Here is a 17,425-nt window from a genome sequence, read left to right on the forward strand (position 1 = left end):
GCGCGGAGCGGCTGCGCGCTTGTGGCGCGGGGCGGCCTTGCGGGCCTTGGGCAAGTTCTCGGTCTCGTCTTTTTCAGGCTTGGGTGCGGGGTTCGTCATGGGCAGTCTCCTTCGGTGGTAAAACTGAGTGGTGGTGGCGGACTGGGATCAGGAGCCGTAGCTGCCGTCGTCCCAGGAGGGGTCGCTCCGGCGGGCGCCGTAGGTGGCGTCCCTGCGATTCTGCTCGGCGACGGTCAGCTCCGGCGCCGGCGTGCTGTGCGGCGCGTCGCGGCGATCGCGGGAGTTGGCGCTGCCCCTGCCGCCCTTGCCGCCACGCCTGGCGCGGCTGCCCTTTGCTCCGCCGGCCGCGCTACGCGGCATGCGGCGCTTGGCGTCGCGGCGCGTTGAGGTACGGACATCGTGCTCGACGACGGACTCCATTCCGGTGGGCGACGACTTGATGCGCAGGAGTTCCGCGGTGTCGCCCAGATAGGTCTGAGCCTCCTCGGTATCCTTGAGGCGCGCGGCCGCCCGGCGGTCGGCGAAGTCGGCCTCGGGCACGTGGCGGGCGACCATCTTCGAATACTCCTCGCGGACGTGGAGCATCTCGTTGTCCTCCTCGAAGGCGAGACCCTGCGCCTTGGCGTAGGCCTTGACCCGTTCGTGGAGCCAGAGCGGCAGGTTCTCGGAATAGCGGCGCGTCGTGCACGGAACCGCGACGTACTCCTCGGTGTGCTCGTCGAAGACCCACGCCTGGCTGAGGTCATTGGGGTCGTACTTGACCTTCACCTCGTCGAACGTGCGCTTCTTGGTCTGCGCGACGGTGCCGCGCGCGAGGGCGAAGTGGTAGAGGAAGGTCTCGTTCGACTGTGGGAAGCGATCGTCGGTCCCATTGGTGCCGTAGCGCAAACCCTCTTTGATCCGGAAGCCATCACCGCGGAACTGGACCTCGTCGTAGCGGCCGACGGCGCGCTGGAAGTGGTCGGGATCGCGGACCCAGTCCCGGCCGTGCTCAGTCACCTGCTCGATCCAAACCTCGAGCGGGGGACGGTCGGTGAGCCCGGAGTGGCCGTGGGTGTGGTAGTACGCCACCACCTCGGCGAAGACTTCGCGGAACTTCGCGATGGTGACGACCGCGACCTCGGCAGGATTGTAATCGAACTCGCGCATGAGCGGGATGGCCCAGGTACAGCCGGGCAGCTTCTCGCGAATCATTTTCTGGAGGGCCCCGAGCGTGGCTTCGACAACGCCCTTGTGCGTCGGCTGCTTCGCGCCGGCCCAGCGTACGCCGGTGCCGATGTCGCCGCCGGCGTCCTGCGCGGCGCGGGCCGCCTGGTGCTTGGCGTTGTCGACCATGTACATGCCGGCTTTGCCGCACAGGAGCGCGAGCTCGCTGATGCCGGAGAAGCTGGAGGGGATGGCCTTGGGGAGCGCGGAATGCAGCAGCGTCCGCATGAAAGTGGCGTGGCAGGGCGGATCGAACGAGATGTCCCATCCGACGATGACGCGGGTGTAGACGCACACCGCGATGGTGACGGTGGGGGTGCCGACGACGAGCCGCCGTATCGGATCATACACCAGCATCAGCGGGAACGGCGTGTCGTCGATCTGGACGTATTCGAGGTAGCGGGTGGGCTCCTGGGCAGGACCGCCGCCGCCGAAGCGCTGGTTGCGGGCGGCGTTTCCGAAGGCGACCTGCATGGCCTGCGCACCCTTGGCGCGCTGGACCTCCATCTGGAAGATGCGGCGGCAGCACATCTTTACGTCGTCGATGTTATCCGGACGCTGGAGCTCGCGGTCCTCGAAATTGTGGAGTTCGAGCGCCTGGCCCTTCTTGTAACGCTCGATGTCGTCCTTCGCCTTGCGGAAGTAGGAGTTCCCGTACTGGTCCGGGCGCTTCTGGCACTCGTTGGCCCAATGCTGGATGATGGCGAGCGCCATGACGTGGATGCGGCGCTTGCGGGGGACGACGCCGCTTTCGGACGCGTTGTCGGCCGGACGCTGGTCGCGCCCGCGGTAGCGCGTCTTGATCCAGCGGACGAAGGTCGTCGCGCCCGGCACGCGGCCATATTCCTTCTTTATGACTTCGAGGCCGATCCTGTCGTCAAGCCACCCGTTGATGGCCTTGGCGTGCAGTTTGCAGCGGCCATCTATGTCCCGCCACTCTTCACAGACGCGCTCGCGCAGGGTGAACCGGTGGTCCCGCTTGCGCTTGCTGCCGTCCTTGACGGTAGCGTCGATAAGCTGCTGGCGTGTCCGTTCCAGGCGGCGTGCGCGCTGGCGGATGGGATCGTCGAGCGGCTTGGCGCGCACGATGAGATCCATTGACGCCAGAAGCACAAGAACCTGGGCCTCGGTCGGCCAGACCGGCATGCCGGTGTCGGTATCGGGCACCTCGAGGGTCCAACCGTCTCCGGACCTGAACAGGCAGCGGTCGTCCGTCATTCCGAGGTAGACGCATAGGCGACCCCGGTAGGCGAATTCGGCAAACTTGAGTTGTGACAGCTGGCTCAACGCGGGTCCTTCAGAAGTCGATCAGGGAGGTGAACTCGGGTTCCGGCAGCAGCCGGACGGGCGACCCGCCGAACAGGTAGTGGTCGAGATCGATCGAGACGCGGCCGAGGCAGATGAGGGCGTGGGCCATGGACTCGCCCTTCACGCGGGAGGGGTGGAGCGCCTCGGCTAGGGCGCCGAAGGCCAGGTCGGGCGTGTCGAGCACCAGCCGCTCGAAGCGGTCCATCGCGTCGTGGGGCACATGGACGGTGCGGTGAGTGTAGATTTGGCCGAAGTTGAGCTGCCGCTCGCCGCCGCCCTTTACCCCGTCCTCGTAGACAACGCGGAACTTCTGCCCGAGGCCCGCGAGGATGCGGGCGAGCGTGTTGAAGCGGGACCGCTCGGCAACGTCGCCTAGATAAGACATGTTAGGCTTGCACTCGATGGCCTCAACGACGTCGACGCCGTTCACCCGAATGTGGCGCAGGTGGTCGCAGATCCACTGCTCACGGTGGCCCATGTGGATGTAGCTGATGCGATAAGCCTGCGTCCTGTACTTGAGAACATCCGCGCGCAGCTCGCTCTCCTGGATGAGGGCGTATTCGGTCGCGCCCTCGTAGGGATTGGAGAAGCCGGTCTTCTGAGAAGGCTCTTCGCCTACGAAGTGGCGGTGGTTGTCGCCGACGATGGTGCGCAGCGGCCCACCGTCGGAAGCGACGTGGATGATAGCTGCGGGACGCGACAGGGCGGCCGCGTCGCCGCCGGCCTCGACCACCCGAAGCCGCTGCTTCGGATGGACCAGGCCATGGGCGGCGAGTTCCACCGCCGAGGTGCGGGTTGCCAAGGCTCAGCCCTCCTTCCGAGACCGCTTGGCCGCGAGTTCGATCGCGCGCATCACGCGCCAGCGGATGACGGTGCGTGCCGACGGACGCGGCCCCCACAGCTCCGCCATGGAGCGCTTCCAGAAGCGGTCGAGCGCAGCTTCGATCTTCGAAGCGTCGTTTGGAACGAGAAGACGGTCCATGAGGATGCAGATGTATGCGCGCGCCTCGGTACGGCGCTTATGCATCATGGCTGCTGTGGCTGTGCTGCGGTGACGGCGCGCAGCAGGTCGACCGTTTCCACGACGCCAGGTGGCGGCGCGGCGGATCTCTTCGGGGCTCATCAAAACGGGGGGCAGGCTCATGGGCAATCCTTCACAGAGAAAATACATCTATGTTCGAGATGCCCACTTAGGAATGGGATCCGATTCGCACAAGGAAAAAGTACGATACATTGAAGTATTCTTGCTGTATCGTTCTAAAGAAAAGGAAATGGCGCCTTTTTAAGCACCGTTTGGTGCCGTTCCTGTTCGAAGGGCTGGTCGAAGCAGAAGGCGAGGGTAGGCGTGGAACGGGTGTTCGGTTCGACGAGATAGCCCGCTCAGCGGCCGTCACCGTCACCACGCGGCCGCGCTTGTTCGCTTGAGGCTGAGCGTGCCAAGCGCTTCCCGCCGCTTGCACTTCCAGAACGGCGTCGCGGCGCAGCCCTGCTCCGCGCCGTCCTGTTGCTGATCGTCTTACGTATTCAGGGCGGATGGCCGCGAATGCCCGGATCGACATATAGGAGTATTTTATATGCAAACGCGGTCGTTTTGATAAACGTTGTAGTAAGTATGGAACTTCGGTAGATTTGATCCGTGAGCGATAAAGGCGAGATTGGGAGCAGCGGTGCGCTGTTCGGTGAGGAGACCCGGCTTGACCCGGGCGGGCAGCTGCGGGAGGCGCTAGGGCGCCCCCCCCGCGAGGACGAACTCCGGGTGTGGGCGAGAATGCCTACGGACCGGCGGATGAAGACGCTGGACCGCATTTTGGTGCTCCGTCGGTGGACCGAGGAGCCCGGCGAGCTGACGCCGGCGGAGGCCGCCCAGAAGGCCGGCGCGGCGGTCAGCCGATTCTATGAGATCGTCAACGCCTGGAAGGCCGATCCCTCGATCGGGTCGGTCGGCACCTTTGGGAAGAAGCCAGGACGTACGGGCGAACGGCTGGACGGCGAGGTCGTTAATGCTATTCAGTCCGTCCTGCCCAGACTGGTATCCAGGTACAAGGACGGCAAGGTCGCCTTCATCGTTGAACTCCTGTCCCGTGAGCCTGCCCTGCAGGGGGTCAGTCTTCCGCACCTCAACACACTGCGGAAGATGGTGGAGCGCGAGAAGCGGCGGCTGCGGGCGGAGGAGCAGGTCGGCAGCCGGCCCGGCTTCGACGCGGTGGGCTGCGACCTGCTGCGCGAGGATGGCACGCACCACGTCGTCTTCGGCGTGGTCGATCGGACGTCTCGCCTCATCCTAGGGTTCAGCGTCGGCCGCATCGAGGACAGCCTGGCGGCGTACCGCCGAGCGGCGCGCGATGCACTCGACCGGATCGGCCGCCGGGACGCGCAGGCACTGCCGTGGTCCGACGGCACCACGCGCGTCGACGTCATCGTGGGCGAGGATGCGCAGGCATGGGCGGCGGTCCATGCGGCCTATGTGGCCGATCCCATCGGCCCGGTCTTCGAGCTGGTTGAAGCCCCGCGCCGCTTTGGGCGCTACTTCAAGATCGTCGCTGGCACGAAGCTGGGTGGCATGAAGATCTGGCCCGGTAGGACCGGCGTGAAGGACGACGCCGCCGTCAGCGAGGGCGACGCATACACTAACGAGGCAGCCACCACCGCGATCGAGATAGAGATCGCACGACACAACGCGCAGGTCATGGCGGAGAGCACGGCTACCGGTTCGCCCAGGCCGGCGCCGGAAACGGTCCGCATTCTGGAGTTCTTCGCGCGCGCGTAGGCGCGCGGATGCTCACGCGCGGGCGTGCCGTGCGTGCGGGCGCGTCACGCGTATATAAGAAGTGTGGGGGAAATGGCGGTGATGACGTTCGACGAGGCGATCGAGGACTCCAAGCAGTTCAGTAAGCGGCACCTGCTGCTCGGCAACGGCTTCAGCATCGCGTGCCGGGCTGACATCTTCCACTACGGGTCGCTCTACGATCAGGCCGACTTCTCGGCGGCACACGAGCTCGAACAGGTCTTCGCGGCCCTTGGCACCAACGACTTCGAGGCGGTGATCCGCACGCTCGAGAGTTCGGCGACCATCCTGCCCGCCTATGTGGCGGACGGCGGAGCGGCGCCGCAGAAGATGCTTGAACATGCCGCGATGCTGAAGGAGATCCTGGTCCAGACCATAGCGGGCAACCACCCTCACATCCCGACCGATATACCCGACGACAAGTTCGACGCCTGCCGCCGGTTCCTTTCCCACTTTCTGTCGGGCGAGACGGCCGGTTGCGTCTTCACCCTCAACTACGACCTGCTTCTGTACTGGACGCTGATGCATGAGGATCCCTTCTTCGGCGCGGCCGTCGATCTCGCCAAGAACGACGGCTTCGGGAACGACGAGGACGAGCCGGATGCGGAATATGTCGTGTGGCAGGGGGAGACGAACGCGCACAGCGCCAGCGTCATGTTCCTACACGGGGCGCTGCACCTTTTCGACTCCGGAAAGGACCTTCTGAAGTACACCTGGGTGCGCAAGGGGGTGCCCCTGATCAACCAGGCCCGCGCCGCACTTGCCGGAAACAAGTTTCCGCTGTTCGTGGCGGAGGGCACCAGCGCGCAGAAGAAGGCCAAGATCAGGCACAACGCTTATCTCTATCAGGGGCTGAAGCAGTTCACCGCCAACGTGACGCAGGGCAGGCACTGCTGGTTCATCTTCGGTCATTCGCTGGCGGCGAACGACGATCACATCCTCACCCGCATCGGACGCGGCAGATTTAAGAAGCTGTACGTCGGCCTCTACGGCGATCAGATGGAGGCATGGAACCTGGAGATCACGGCGCGCGCGAACTGGCTAAAGAGCCTGCGCAACGACCGGTGGCCGCTGGAGGTCGAGTTCTACGACGCCGAGACCGCGCACGTGTGGGGCTGATCAGGCCTCGGCGTCGGCGCGGCCGGCGACCTTGTCGTTGTGGGCCGCGACGGCGCGCCTGATCGCATCGATCGAGTCGACGGGGCCGATGCCGCGACTATGCCGCGCGCTCAGCAGGCTGTCGGATGCGCGCACCTTGCTCAGCTGATACACGACGCCGATGTCACCGACCTTGGTGCCGAGCACCCGGTTGAGGGTCGGGGCGCCGGTGCGCGGGCCCGTCTCGGCACCGATCGCCATGCCGATGGCCGGTTCTAGGTGGGGTGCCCGCATCGGCAGCTCCCGAGCGGCGGCGTCCATGCCAGTCGTGAGTCTTTCCGCCAGGATTTCGGCGGACGGGGCCACGTCAGGGTCGAAGCTGACCTCCACGTCGAGGATCTCGCGCTCTGGCAGCCGCACTGCCATGAGCACGCGGGGCATGATCACGCTCTCGCCGCTCACCACCGGCAGCTTGAGCGAGCACTCGTCGATTAGGATCTCCGGCTCGAAGTCGGCTGGGCCAGTCATGTCGGCACGCGCCTCGGACAGGAGTTTCGTGACCATCGTGTTCGAGGGTCGGTCGATGCCCATCGCTTCGGCACGGCGTCCGACCTCGGCGATCACGGCGACGCGGCGGGCCATGGGTCCGAGGTCGCGGATCGTGCCCTGCACCATCTCGACGGTGCGCGCGGGGAGCCTGCGCCGCTTGGCCACGCCCACCTTCGAGCGGGCGCCGGGGATCGCCGCGGCGGATCGGCCGCCCCGCCAGATCTTCACGACCTGCATGAAGTGGGAGAGCGACATTCCCATGCGGTCAGCATATTCCTGACGAAGCCCGACCGGGCGGCCGGTCAGGCCGACGAATTCGTCGAGGAGCGCCGCACGCCGGCGGATTTCCGGCCAGCGCGCGGGATCGACGCCCGACAAATCAATGTCCTTTTCCATCTCAATGTCTCCTTCGGAAATCTCCGTCATTTCAAGGAAGCGTGTGCCGGATCGGCGAGGGACGCCGTCACTGGTCGTCCAGCGCGCGGTGTGCTCAGGTCGAGCGCGCGGATGTGCTGCGGATCGGGTAGGGATGAGACGCGTCCGGACGCAGCGACGGCGCGCAGACCATCATGCCGGTGCACGGCATGTCGTCGGGGCAACGCCCTGTTAAGGTCGGTGCGCTAGAGCATAATCCGACCTAACTGAATCTGGACGATTCCTTTTCGTTGGAAAATCTGATTCAAGATGTCAGCTGGACAAGGAGGCCAGCCTGGCATGACGAAGTCCATCTCAGAGGATTTACGTTCGCGGGTGATTGCGGCGGTTGACGGGGGCCTATCACGGCGCGCGGCAGCTGAGCGTTTTACGGCCGCTTTGCCCACCGGTTGACCGTCTAGCTGCGGGCCGGGGCGAGGCTGCTCCACAGTCTGACTGGCGAACCAAGCGATCGGCCGTGCCGACACGACCTGCAATCAGGGGAAGTTAGCGATGAAAGCAAAAGTGTCGTTGCACCGCCAGATGGTAGACAGCAATGCCAGCGCCTGGACGATCCTGATCCGCCTCGCAGTGGGGCTGGTCGTGTTTTTTCCCGAAGGCATCCAGAAGCTTATCTTTCCCGCAATTCTGGGCGCGGGCCGTTTTGCCAGGATCGGCATCCCCGCCCCCGAGGTCATGGGTCCATTTGTGGGCGTGGTGGAACTGGCCTGCGGGGCGCTTGTCATCCTCGGGCTGTTCACAAGATGGGCAACTATTCCGCTGATCGTCACAATGCTCGTGGCGCTGGTCGCGACCAAGCTTCCGATCCTTCTGGGGCACGGGTTCGGCCCGTTCAGCCTGCCCGACTTCAAGCGCTATGGTTTCTGGAGCGCGCAGCATGAGGCGCGCGCCGACCTGACGATGCTCCTGGGCTGTCTGTATCTGTTGATTGTCGGGGCAGGCCCATGGTCATTGGATCGACGTTGGTTTGGCACGGGCCGTCAGCCTTGAGCCGCGCTTTCCCTCCTGGGTTGGCTTTCACCACGGAAGCTCGTCGCCCGATGGGTTCGGCAACGTGACGGACATCAAGCGCGCAAAGGCATCGTCGCGCCGACCGCCTCACCACGTGCACTCGTTCTGGCTACTGACCAGAGCGACGGGTCATCGAGAGCAGTTTCTTCGCACCTATCGCACAATTGAGCTGCTATTTGACTAAATCACATCCCGCCGGTTCGTGCAGGCTGGCGATGACCTGCTCGGTTCCGGCAAGATCATGTCCGGATAACAGAAAAGCGAGCTCAAGAGACTCAGATCCATAGTGAATGAATTCTGTTCCGATCTGGGCGAGGTGGAGACACTGATCCTGAAGCTCAAGCCCTTCCTCGACCGAGCGGAAGAGATGTTCCAGTGTACGGCAAGGATGGCTGCCTGAGGTGACCACAGCAGCCATCGACCCCATGCATGACGCAGCTCTTCTGCGGCGCCAGACTGTTCAAGGGGTCCATCCATCTGTTCGATGGCGTTCTCGCAAGGAACCGACGACGCTGTCGCCGATGACATTGGCGAACCCGGGAACAAACCGGGCTTCCAGTTTCGTTCATCGGAGCGGGATTCCAGGTTTGGATGAACGGCAGGATTTGGCATGGGCCGCCATTCATCCGGTTCTCTGTGAACGGCCTATCTTGGTCGCCTGCCGCCGAAAGGTCATTAGTAAATCCGTGAAGACTCGGTGCTTTGCACAGCGACAAGACCGACCGATTGTACTATGGCGTTAACTATCTTGATTGGTCGATGACCGTACACGCTGCGATGGAAACCGCAGCACTGCGGCAAAGCCAGCATCATGCGAACAGAATTCCAGCATGCCTTCGGCAGGAGCGATCGCTGCCTCGACGATCGAAAGGCCCAGCCCGGTGCCGCCCGACATGGCGCGAGGGCCACGTTCGAACCTGTGACGCACACGTTCAACCTCTTCCGCCGCGATACCTGCGCCACCATCGATGACACGCAGTTCCAATCCATTGCTGGCGGCGCACTCGATCCGCACCGGGCCGGTGCTTCCATGGTGCAGAGCGTTCTCCACCAGATTGCCCAGCGCCAGGCGAAGCGCTTCGGCATCAATGGCAAGTTCGACATCGCGCAGCGTACAGGCGGTGACGATTGGCCGATCACTCGTCGCGGCGAGATGCGCATAGTCGCTGGTTACACCGTTCACCACGTCACGCACGCGGGAGAAGCGATTGGCTGGTTCAGCCTCTCGCCCCTCCTGACGGGCCAGTTCCAGCAGCTGACGTACCAATCGGCTGGTGCGATCCACGGAGATAGCGATCCGCTCCAGCGCATGATCGCGCATGGCCGGGTCCGTGGCGCGACGGGCCACTTCCGCCTGGGTTTTCAGACCAGCGAGCGGCGTCTGAAGCTCGTGCGCGGCGTTGGCCACGAAGTCGCGCTCTGCTCGTCTGGCCCCTTCAAGTCTGGCGAGCAGATCGTCCATTGCCTGCACCAAGGGCCGCAGCTCTTCGGGTACAGGGTCCACGGCGAGCGGTTCAAGGCTGTGGGGCGAACGCTGCTCGATGGCGCGCGCGATGCGCCCCAGCGGGGAAAGACCGCTCCTGACGCCAAACCAGAGCAGCAGCGCGAGCGCAATGAGCCCGACTGCTGCGGGCAACAGCAAGCCCAGCATCAGATCACTGACCAGATGCTGGCGGACCGCCAGGCTGTCGCCGACCATCACCCTGATCCCACGCGCTGTGTCGACATGCGTATAGACGCGCCACTGTTCATTCCCGATCTGCCGACTGGAAAAGCCGGGCGCGCGCCCAGCCAACGGTGCATCGGGCGCTCCGGCTGACTGGCCGACCAGGGCGCCGTTCAGCGACCAGATCTGGCAGGACAATTGTCGGGAATAAGGTGCCGGTGTTAGTCGCCGCGCCGGACCGCTGGCGGGAATGTCGAGCGCAGCGACCATCCGTGCCGCCTCCACCAACCGGCGATCCAGCACCCGCTCTATTTCAGCCCTCGTGGAAAAACTCGTCCAGCCCGCCGCCCCCGCCCAGACCATCACGGTCACGCCGAGGACGAGGACGAATAGGCGGATTCGCAAGGCGGTCATGATCGTGTAATCCGGTAACCCTCACCACGCACCGTTTCGATGCGACTCCGGCCGAGTTTGGCGCGGAGCTTGTGGATGTGGACTTCCACCGCGTTGCTTTCGATTTCTTCCTGCCAGCCGTAGATTCGATCTTCCAATTGGCTGCGCGACAGGACGTGCCCCGGGCGCTCGGCCAAAGCATGCAGGATCGCAAACTCCCGGCGAGAGACGCTAATTTCCTCGCCGTCCAAGGCCACCGATCTACAGGCTTCGCTGATTGTCAACGCACCCAGTTCCAGATGGCCGCTTGCCCGCCCGCTGGCCCGCCGCATGATCGCGCGCAGGCGGGCCGACAGTTCGGTAAGGTCGAAGGGCTTGCCCAGATAATCATCCGCACCGCGATCGAGTCCGTCGACACGATCCGTGACCATGTTGCGCGCCGTCAGTAGCAGCACCGGTGTTTCCATACCGGCCCGTCGCCATTCAGCCAGCAGGTCGAGGCCGGAACCATCAGGCAGGCCGATGTCGAGCACGACGCCAGCATGATCGCCGATCGCGGCGCGTGCGTCGGCAAGACAGGCGACTGCATCGACCTCGAACCCGTCAAGGCCTAGCCCGGCCACGATACCGTCGCGCAGCACGTCATCATCTTCGACAAGCAGTATCCGCATGTCTGCTCCTTTCCCTGCCCACCTTATCGCTGCCTTAAGCCGGATGCTAAGCCTGCCTTAAGAAAAGGCGGCAAGGAGGACCCCCATGGATGGCGTCATACAGATCGGCCCACTTGCCATGGCTACAGACCGTTTGATCGCTATTGCCGTGATCTGGGCGTTTCTGGCAATTGCGGGCGTTATAGCGGCTCGGCTGGATAGTGCGGCAATGCGAGCGGGATGGATGGCTTTGCTGGCCGGACTGCTAGCAGCGCGCATCGGCTTTATCCTTGGCAATCTCGATGCCTTCACTGCCGAGCCCTGGACCATGTTTGCAATCTGGCAGGGCGGTTTTTCAGTCTGGGTAGGCGCCGCCGCGGCGGTCGTCGTCATTGGGGGCATGCTGAGGCGTAAACCTGCAGGCCTCGCAATGATCGCTACGGTCGCCGGTCTCTTTGCGTTTCATCTCGCCGCAGCCACGCTGATTGCACCGGACGTACGGCCGATGCCACGCCTGACAGTGACTGACCTCAAAGGCCGATCGTTGGAACTGGGCATGCCGGGCCGCCCGATGGTCATCAACCTGTGGGCCACCTGGTGTCCGCCGTGCCGCCGCGAAATGCCGATGCTGATCGACGTGGCGCAGAGTTCCAAGGTTCCTGTCCTGCTCGTCAATCAGGGTGAGGACGCCACGGCGATCCGTGCGTTTCTGGCCAAGCAAGGACTGGCCGATGGAGCAATCCTGACCGATCCCGGGGGCGGGTTGGGCCAGGCAGTCGCATCCGCTGCGCTTCCAACCACCCTATTCGTCAACGAGGCGGGCGAAATTGCCGGCCTCCATGTCGGCGAGATATCCCGGGCGGCGCTGACCGCCGGGATGCGTGATCTGCAAAGGACCCAATAAGATGAAGAAACTCCCGATCGTGGCTGGCATCGGCATGGCCGCGCTTCTCGCTGGCGGCGTAGCGCTTTGGAGCGGTGAGGCCGACCCGGCGCAAGCGCGCCAGTCGTCGAGCGACACGCCCAGCGCCGACGCGCTGCGTATTCGCTCGCAGATTCAGAACGATCCTGTTGCCCCGGCCATCGTGCCGCAGGGGTATGATGTCACTGTCGTGGTTTTCTCCGACTATCAATGTCCCTTTTGTCGCAAGCTTCACCCGTCTCTCGAAGCGCTGGTGAACCAAGATCCCAAGGTGAAACTGGTCTTTCGCGACTGGCCGGTCTTCGGCGCCGCGTCCACCGAGGCCGCGCGGGCGGCCATCGCCTCCAAATGGCAGGGCAAGCATGCCGCGTTCAACGATGCCCTGATGAAGACGACCGGCAAGCTTAGTTCGGCGAGTATCCGCTCCGCAGCAGCCAAGGCAGGCGTGGATTGGACGAAACTGCAGGCCGACCTCACAGCGCACAAAGCGGAGATCGACGGTGTGCTGGATCGTAATGGCCGCTACGCCGCGATGCTGGGTCTTCAGGGAACCCCCGCTATGCTGATCGGCCCCTATCTCATCCCCGGCGGCACTGATCTGGGCGGCTTGCGTGAGGCAGTGGCGCTTGCGCGGCGCGACCCGAACGGAACTGCGTCACAATGACAACGTCGGTCGGCACGATGATCGATCGACCACCGCGTCTTGCGGTAAGGCTTTTCGCGCTGTTCGTGGCCGCCTTTCTTGGTATCATCGCCGGACCGGTTGCCGCTCAGGGCACGGCAAATATCGATGCGTCGGTGCTGGTCGAATCCAGTTCCCCAAAGCCCGGCACGACAACGCGCATCGCTATCCGCATGGTGCCACGCACTGGCTGGCATGGCTATTGGGTAAATCCGGGCGACAGCGGGCTCTCGGTAGAGGCGAACTGGACCGCGCCGGACGGCGTGACCATCGGTGACCTACGCCATCCCGCACCAACCCTGCTCAAGCTCGCGGGGCTGGCAAGCTATGTTCACAAAGATGCTTTCACGCTCCTTGCGAATATGAACCTGAACGACGATGTTGCTGCGGGCACTGCCATCCCGCTGCGCGTCAACCTCTCATGGCTTGCCTGTTCGGACACGCTGTGTGTCCCCGAACTCGCCACGTTCGATCTGCAGCTGACGGCGGGTGATGGAACAACCAATGCAGCTGCGGCGCCTGTTTTCCGGGCCGCCAAGGCGGCACTGCCGGTGGAAGGCAGGCTTAAACTGATGGTCGGGCGTCAGGGTGGAGACTGGCGCTTCGACATTGATGGCGAAGCCAGGCTGGATGCATCGTCGGTGCGCCTGTTTCCCGCTCAGGATGGCTGGTTCGCGGCATCGGCGCCGCAGACCGTCGTGCGACGGGAAGGTGGATGGCGCGTGACTGTCGCCGCATCGGACAATGCTGCGCCCAGGCCTTCAGATTTTCGCGGCGTGTTTGCGGATAGTAAGCGCAGTTTCGCGTTGATGGCTTCGGGTGCCCGTGAAACTCCGAGTGCCGAGGCGCCTGTAACACAGTCGGCGCCAGCCTCCACAGCGGCCGCTCTCCCCGACGCTGCCGAGAAGCCCACTCCGGCGCAGGGCTCTAAGCGTGCCGCGCCAGCCGACACGCGCGCGTTCAGAATTGCACTTACCGGTGCGATCCTTGGCGGGCTGCTGCTCAACCTGATGCCTTGCGTGTTCCCGATCCTGTCGCTCAAGGCGCTGAGCCTCGCTCGGTCGGGCGCTGACCGGCACACCGCGAAAGTGGAAGGGCTTGCCTATTTTGCCGGGAGCGTAGCGACGACCACGGCGCTGGGCGCGATATTGGTCGGCGCCCGCGCGATGGGCCATGACATTGGCTGGTCTTTCCAGCTTCAGGATCCCAGGATGATCCTGCTCCTGATGCTCTTGTCGCTGGCGATCGCGCTCAATCTGGCTGGTCTGTTCGAAGTGAGTGGCCCCTCTTTGTCCGGCAATTGGATGACGAAGAAAGGCGGTCTCGGCGCGTTTGGCACCGGTGCGCTTGCTGCGCTGATCGCGACCCCCTGTAGCGGCCCCTTCATGGGCGTCGCGCTGGGCGCGGCACTGGTTCTGCCTGTGCCAGCTGCGCTGGCGGTCTTTGCAGGCCTGGGCCTTGGTATGGCGCTCCCATTCCTGTTGATCGCCTTCGTGCCGTGGCTTCAACACTGGCTGCCGAAACCCGGCGCGTGGATGGCAACCTTCCGCCGCATTCTTGCCATTCCGATGCTGCTGACCGCGATCGGGCTTGCCTGGGTCCTGGGGCGGCAAAGTGGCGTGGACGGGCTTGCGATGGGCCTGCTGATCGCCGCGCTGGCCGCGCTGGGATTATGGTGGGTGGGTTTACGGCAAAGCGGGGGGCGCTCCGCCATGGTCGGGCTGGCACCGGTGATGGCGGCGCTGCTGGTCGCGGTCGCGATAGAGCTGCCGCGCCCGGCCGCCGCGACGGCTCCGGCGGATACCGGCCCACAAGTGTTCAGTGAAGCGCGCTTTGCTGAGTTGCGTGCGCAGGGCGTACCGGTCTTTGTCGATTTCACAGCAGACTGGTGTCTCGTCTGCCAAGTCAACAAGCGAGCGGCGATCGACCGGGCGGACACGCAAGCGGCATTCGCAAAGGCGGGTGTGACGATGCTCGTTGCCGACTGGACGCGGGGCGATCCAGAGATCACGCGCTTCCTGGCCAGCCGCGGCCGCAATTCGATCCCTTACTATCTCTTCGCGCCGCCAAAACGCCCGGTTCGGGAGCTGCCGCAGATGCTAGGCAGCGAGATGCTGATCGGGCTAGCCAATGAGTCGGAAGGAAACACAGATGATGAGCATTTATAACAAATTACTCTTTCTGGGGGGCGCCGCCGTATTGGTGGTTTGTATACCTGCATCCGCTCAGGTTGCGAGGCACCCGGCGGTCGCGGACTATGGCGCGATTGCGCCCATGGCGGAGGTCGCCAACCGTCCCGCCGCGACGGATGATATGCGTGCTCTGTTCGAAATCACCGGCGAGGCGCGCGGGCCAAAAGGGGTCAACCGCAGTCTTGACAGGGTCGCGCGCTATCTCAATCTGCTCGCATCAAGCGGCGTGTCCACCAAACCGGGCGATATCAAGGTCATCATCCACGGGCCAGCTACACCGCTTATTCTGCGTGACCAAGCTTATCAAAAGCGGTTCAAGTTCGCCAACCCAAACACGCCGCTTATTGCCGCACTCAAGCGGGCTGGCGTTGAAATCCATGTCTGTGGCCAGGCCACCGCTGGACAGGGCATTGCGCGGGAGGACATCGATCCGGCGGTCACTCTCGATCTGTCCGCGATGACGACGCTGGCCCTCCTGCAACGCCAGGGATGGCCGCTAGTTTCAGACTGACAATAGCAGTCGTCGCGGCGCGAAACCCATATCAGAAGGAGAGAACTATGCTGCTCGAAAAGATCAAGACGCCGGGCCTTTCCCACCTGTCCTATCTGGTGGGCTCGGGCGGGCAGGCAGCAGTGATCGACCCACGCCGCGACTGCGCCATCTACCTGGAAAAGGCGCGTGAAGCAGGGCTTGAGATCACGCATATCTTCGAGACTCATCGTAACGAAGATCTTGTATCTGGCGCGCCGGTGCTCGCCGGCATGACGGGTGCAAAGGTGCTGCATGGGCCGAACCCGGAACGGCCCATAGTCTATGCGACGACGGCGCGCGACGGTGATTGTTATGCCATCGGCCAACTGGAAATCCGGGCCATGGAAACACCCGGTCATACTGATGACCATCTGGCCTATGCGCTGTTTGATACCGCCTATCCGGACAAGGCGGTGGGCGTGTTCACTGGCGACGCCATGTTCGTTGGCGATGTCGGCCGCACCGATTTTTATCCCGACCGGCGCGAGGAAGTGGCCGGGCTGCTGTTCGATTCCCTCCGCAAGCTGCTGGCGCTCGGCGATCAGGCCATCATCTATCCGGCGCACGGTGCCGGCTCGGTCTGCGGATCAGGCATGGCCGAGCGCGAATTCTCCACTATCGGGCATGAGCGGCTGAATAACCCGCGCCTCCAGATTGTGGATCGCGACGAATTCATTCGGTTGAAAGTGAACGAGAACCACTATCAACCGCCCTATTTCCGGCTGATGGAACGGCTGAATGCGGAAGGGGGCAGTGCGCCGCCGCCGGTGATGCGCCCCCGCCGCCTTTCGCTCGCGCAGTTAAGGGACTGCAAAGCGGAACATCTGGTCGATATCCGCGAACCCATGGCCTATGCCTCGGGCCATCTGCCCGGTGCGATGAGCCTGCCGGTGGATATGATTTCTGCCTTTGCTGGCTGGTTCATCCGCGAAGGGGAAAGCGTCGCGCTGATCGCTTCAGATGAAGATCAACTGGCCGCTGCACTGGAACATCTGGTGCGGATCGCCCTGGACAATGTGGTGGGTGGCTATGTCGGCATGGTGCCTGCTGCCGCGAAAGGCGTAGCTGTGCAGCAAACACCCTTGATCGACACAGACGAGGTTGAAAACCGCTTAGGTGGTGCTGAAGGGTGGACGTTGCTGGATGTGCGCGATGCAGACGAACGGGCCAAATCCGCCATCGACGGATCGCACCATATCTATGTTGGCCAGCTCAATGATCGTTGGCAGGAACTGGACAGGAATCGCCATTACACCCTGATGTGCGCCAGCGGGATGCGCGCCACCGTGGCAGCGGGCTTGTTGGCCAGTCGGGGTTTTGAGAAACTCGACATTTATCTTGGTTCGATGGGCGCATGGAAGGCAGCGCATGACTGAGCGCATGGATTCAGCCGCATTCTGGGACAGCCGCTTTGCTTCGGAAGATTATGTCTTCGGGACGGAGCCGAATGCCTTCCTTCGGCGCGAAGCGGGGCGTTTGCCGCGAGGCGGGCGGGTGCTGGCCGTGGCCGATGGGGAAGGGCGCAATGGGGTCTATCTGGCCCAACAGGGGCTGGACGTTACCGCAACCGACATATCCGCCGCCGGGATCGCGAAGGCGCGCAGGTTGGCGCAACAGCGCGGCGTTTCCTTGACGCTGGAGCAGGTCGATCTGGCCGCCTACGACTGGCCAGAGGCTGCATTTGATGCGGTCGTGGCGATCTTCGTGCAATTTGCCGATCCCATATTGCGGACCAACATGTTCGCCGGCTTTGCCAGAACTTTGCGGCCCGGCGGCATTCTTCTGCTGGAGGGCTATCGCCCGGAACAGCTGGAATATGGCACCGGCGGGCCGAAAGTGGAGGACAACCTCTATACCGAAGACATGCTGCGCGAAGCCTTTGCCGGGTGGGATATTGTTTCCCTGCAAAGCTACGATGCCGATATTCGCGAAGGCAGCGGCCACGGCGGCATGTCCGCCCTGATCGATCTGGTGGCGCGGCGGCGCGGGTAATCGC

16 protein-coding genes are annotated in these 17,425 nt (G+C 63.7%); 9 read left to right on the top strand and 7 right to left on the bottom strand.

The annotated features are described in order from the left end of the window. Window positions 1–147: 147 nt before the first annotated feature. Genes L288_RS25310 through L288_RS25320 form a run of 3 tightly spaced genes read right to left on the bottom strand, consistent with a single transcriptional unit; the run spans window position 148 to window position 3,658 of the window. Window positions 148–2,493 (bottom strand): Mu transposase C-terminal domain-containing protein, encoded by a 2,346-nt coding sequence (locus L288_RS25310; protein WP_021236930.1) that lies wholly within the window; start codon window positions 2,491–2,493, stop codon window positions 148–150. A gap of 10 nt (window positions 2,494–2,503) precedes the next feature. Next, complete coding sequence (locus L288_RS25315) at window positions 2,504–3,316, bottom strand: hypothetical protein (RefSeq protein ID WP_021236931.1); 813 nt, start codon at window positions 3,314–3,316, stop codon at window positions 2,504–2,506. Window positions 3,317–3,319: 3 nt separating this feature from the next. After that, entirely contained in the window at window positions 3,320–3,658 is a 339-nt protein-coding gene (locus tag L288_RS25320) for a hypothetical protein (RefSeq protein WP_152522029.1), read from the bottom strand. Window positions 3,659–4,300: 642 nt separating this feature from the next. Here L288_RS25320 and L288_RS25325 point away from each other — a divergent pair. Together L288_RS25325 and L288_RS25330 are read left to right on the top strand one after the other, a co-directional pair. After that, window positions 4,301–5,281 carry a hypothetical protein gene (locus L288_RS25325; protein ID WP_021236933.1) on the top strand — a complete coding sequence of 327 codons (981 nt, stop codon included), beginning with the start codon at window positions 4,301–4,303 and terminating at the stop codon, window positions 5,279–5,281. 72 nt (window positions 5,282–5,353) lie between these two features. After that, entirely contained in the window at window positions 5,354–6,418 is a 1,065-nt protein-coding gene (locus L288_RS25330) for a DUF4917 family protein (protein ID WP_021236934.1), read from the top strand. Here the strand turns inward: L288_RS25330 and L288_RS25335 are convergent, their stop codons facing one another. After that, the gene (locus L288_RS25335) at window positions 6,419–7,342 is read right to left on the bottom strand and encodes a hypothetical protein (RefSeq protein ID WP_021236935.1); all 924 of its coding nucleotides are present in this window, start codon (window positions 7,340–7,342) and stop codon (window positions 6,419–6,421) included. Between the two features lie 531 nt (window positions 7,343–7,873). Between L288_RS25335 and L288_RS25340 the strand changes: the two genes are divergently transcribed. Then, window positions 7,874–8,371: a DoxX family protein gene (locus L288_RS25340; RefSeq protein WP_031303876.1), complete on the top strand. Its 498-nt coding sequence runs from the start codon at window positions 7,874–7,876 to the stop codon at window positions 8,369–8,371. A 193-nt stretch (window positions 8,372–8,564) separates the two neighbouring features. On the opposite strand, the gene L288_RS42955 is transcribed toward L288_RS25340, so the two are convergent. From L288_RS42955 to L288_RS25350, 3 genes are all read right to left on the bottom strand, one after another. Further along, window positions 8,565–8,810, bottom strand: a complete 246-nt coding sequence (locus L288_RS42955) for a hypothetical protein (protein ID WP_161625642.1) — start codon at window positions 8,808–8,810, stop codon at window positions 8,565–8,567. 321 nt (window positions 8,811–9,131) lie between these two features. Further along, the gene (locus L288_RS25345) at window positions 9,132–10,472 is read right to left on the bottom strand and encodes an ATP-binding protein (RefSeq protein WP_021236938.1); all 1,341 of its coding nucleotides are present in this window, start codon (window positions 10,470–10,472) and stop codon (window positions 9,132–9,134) included. Continuing rightward, window positions 10,469–11,122 carry a winged helix-turn-helix domain-containing protein gene (locus tag L288_RS25350; RefSeq protein WP_021236939.1) on the bottom strand — a complete coding sequence of 218 codons (654 nt, stop codon included), beginning with the start codon at window positions 11,120–11,122 and terminating at the stop codon, window positions 10,469–10,471. Before L288_RS25350 ends, L288_RS25345 begins: the two co-directional genes overlap by 4 nt. Before the next feature lie 85 nt (window positions 11,123–11,207). Between L288_RS25350 and L288_RS25355 the strand changes: the two genes are divergently transcribed. Genes L288_RS25355 through L288_RS25380 form a run of 6 tightly spaced genes read left to right on the top strand, consistent with a single transcriptional unit; the run spans window position 11,208 to window position 17,421 of the window. Further along, complete coding sequence (locus L288_RS25355; protein ID WP_021236940.1) at window positions 11,208–12,005, top strand: TlpA family protein disulfide reductase; 798 nt, start codon at window positions 11,208–11,210, stop codon at window positions 12,003–12,005. Window position 12,006: 1 nt separating this feature from the next. Continuing rightward, window positions 12,007–12,687: a DsbA family protein gene (locus L288_RS25360; protein ID WP_021236941.1), complete on the top strand. Its 681-nt coding sequence runs from the start codon at window positions 12,007–12,009 to the stop codon at window positions 12,685–12,687. Continuing rightward, window positions 12,684–14,873, top strand: coding sequence for a protein-disulfide reductase DsbD family protein (locus L288_RS25365; RefSeq protein ID WP_021236942.1), 2,190 nt, complete (start codon window positions 12,684–12,686; stop codon window positions 14,871–14,873). Before L288_RS25360 ends, L288_RS25365 begins: the two co-directional genes overlap by 4 nt. Further along, window positions 14,857–15,408 (top strand): DsrE family protein, encoded by a 552-nt coding sequence (locus L288_RS25370; protein ID WP_021236943.1) that lies wholly within the window; start codon window positions 14,857–14,859, stop codon window positions 15,406–15,408. The genes L288_RS25365 and L288_RS25370 overlap by 17 nt, the downstream gene beginning before the upstream one ends. 47 nt (window positions 15,409–15,455) lie before the next feature. After that, a complete protein-coding gene (locus tag L288_RS25375) occupies window positions 15,456–16,805 on the top strand; it encodes an MBL fold metallo-hydrolase (protein ID WP_021236944.1) in 1,350 nt (449 codons plus the stop codon). After that, window positions 16,798–17,421: a class I SAM-dependent methyltransferase gene (locus tag L288_RS25380; protein WP_031303880.1), complete on the top strand. Its 624-nt coding sequence runs from the start codon at window positions 16,798–16,800 to the stop codon at window positions 17,419–17,421. Before L288_RS25375 ends, L288_RS25380 begins: the two co-directional genes overlap by 8 nt. Window positions 17,422–17,425 lie beyond the last annotated feature (4 nt).

This window comes from Sphingobium quisquiliarum P25 (assembly GCF_000445065.1).
Classification (GTDB): Bacteria; Pseudomonadota; Alphaproteobacteria; order Sphingomonadales; family Sphingomonadaceae; genus Sphingobium; species Sphingobium quisquiliarum.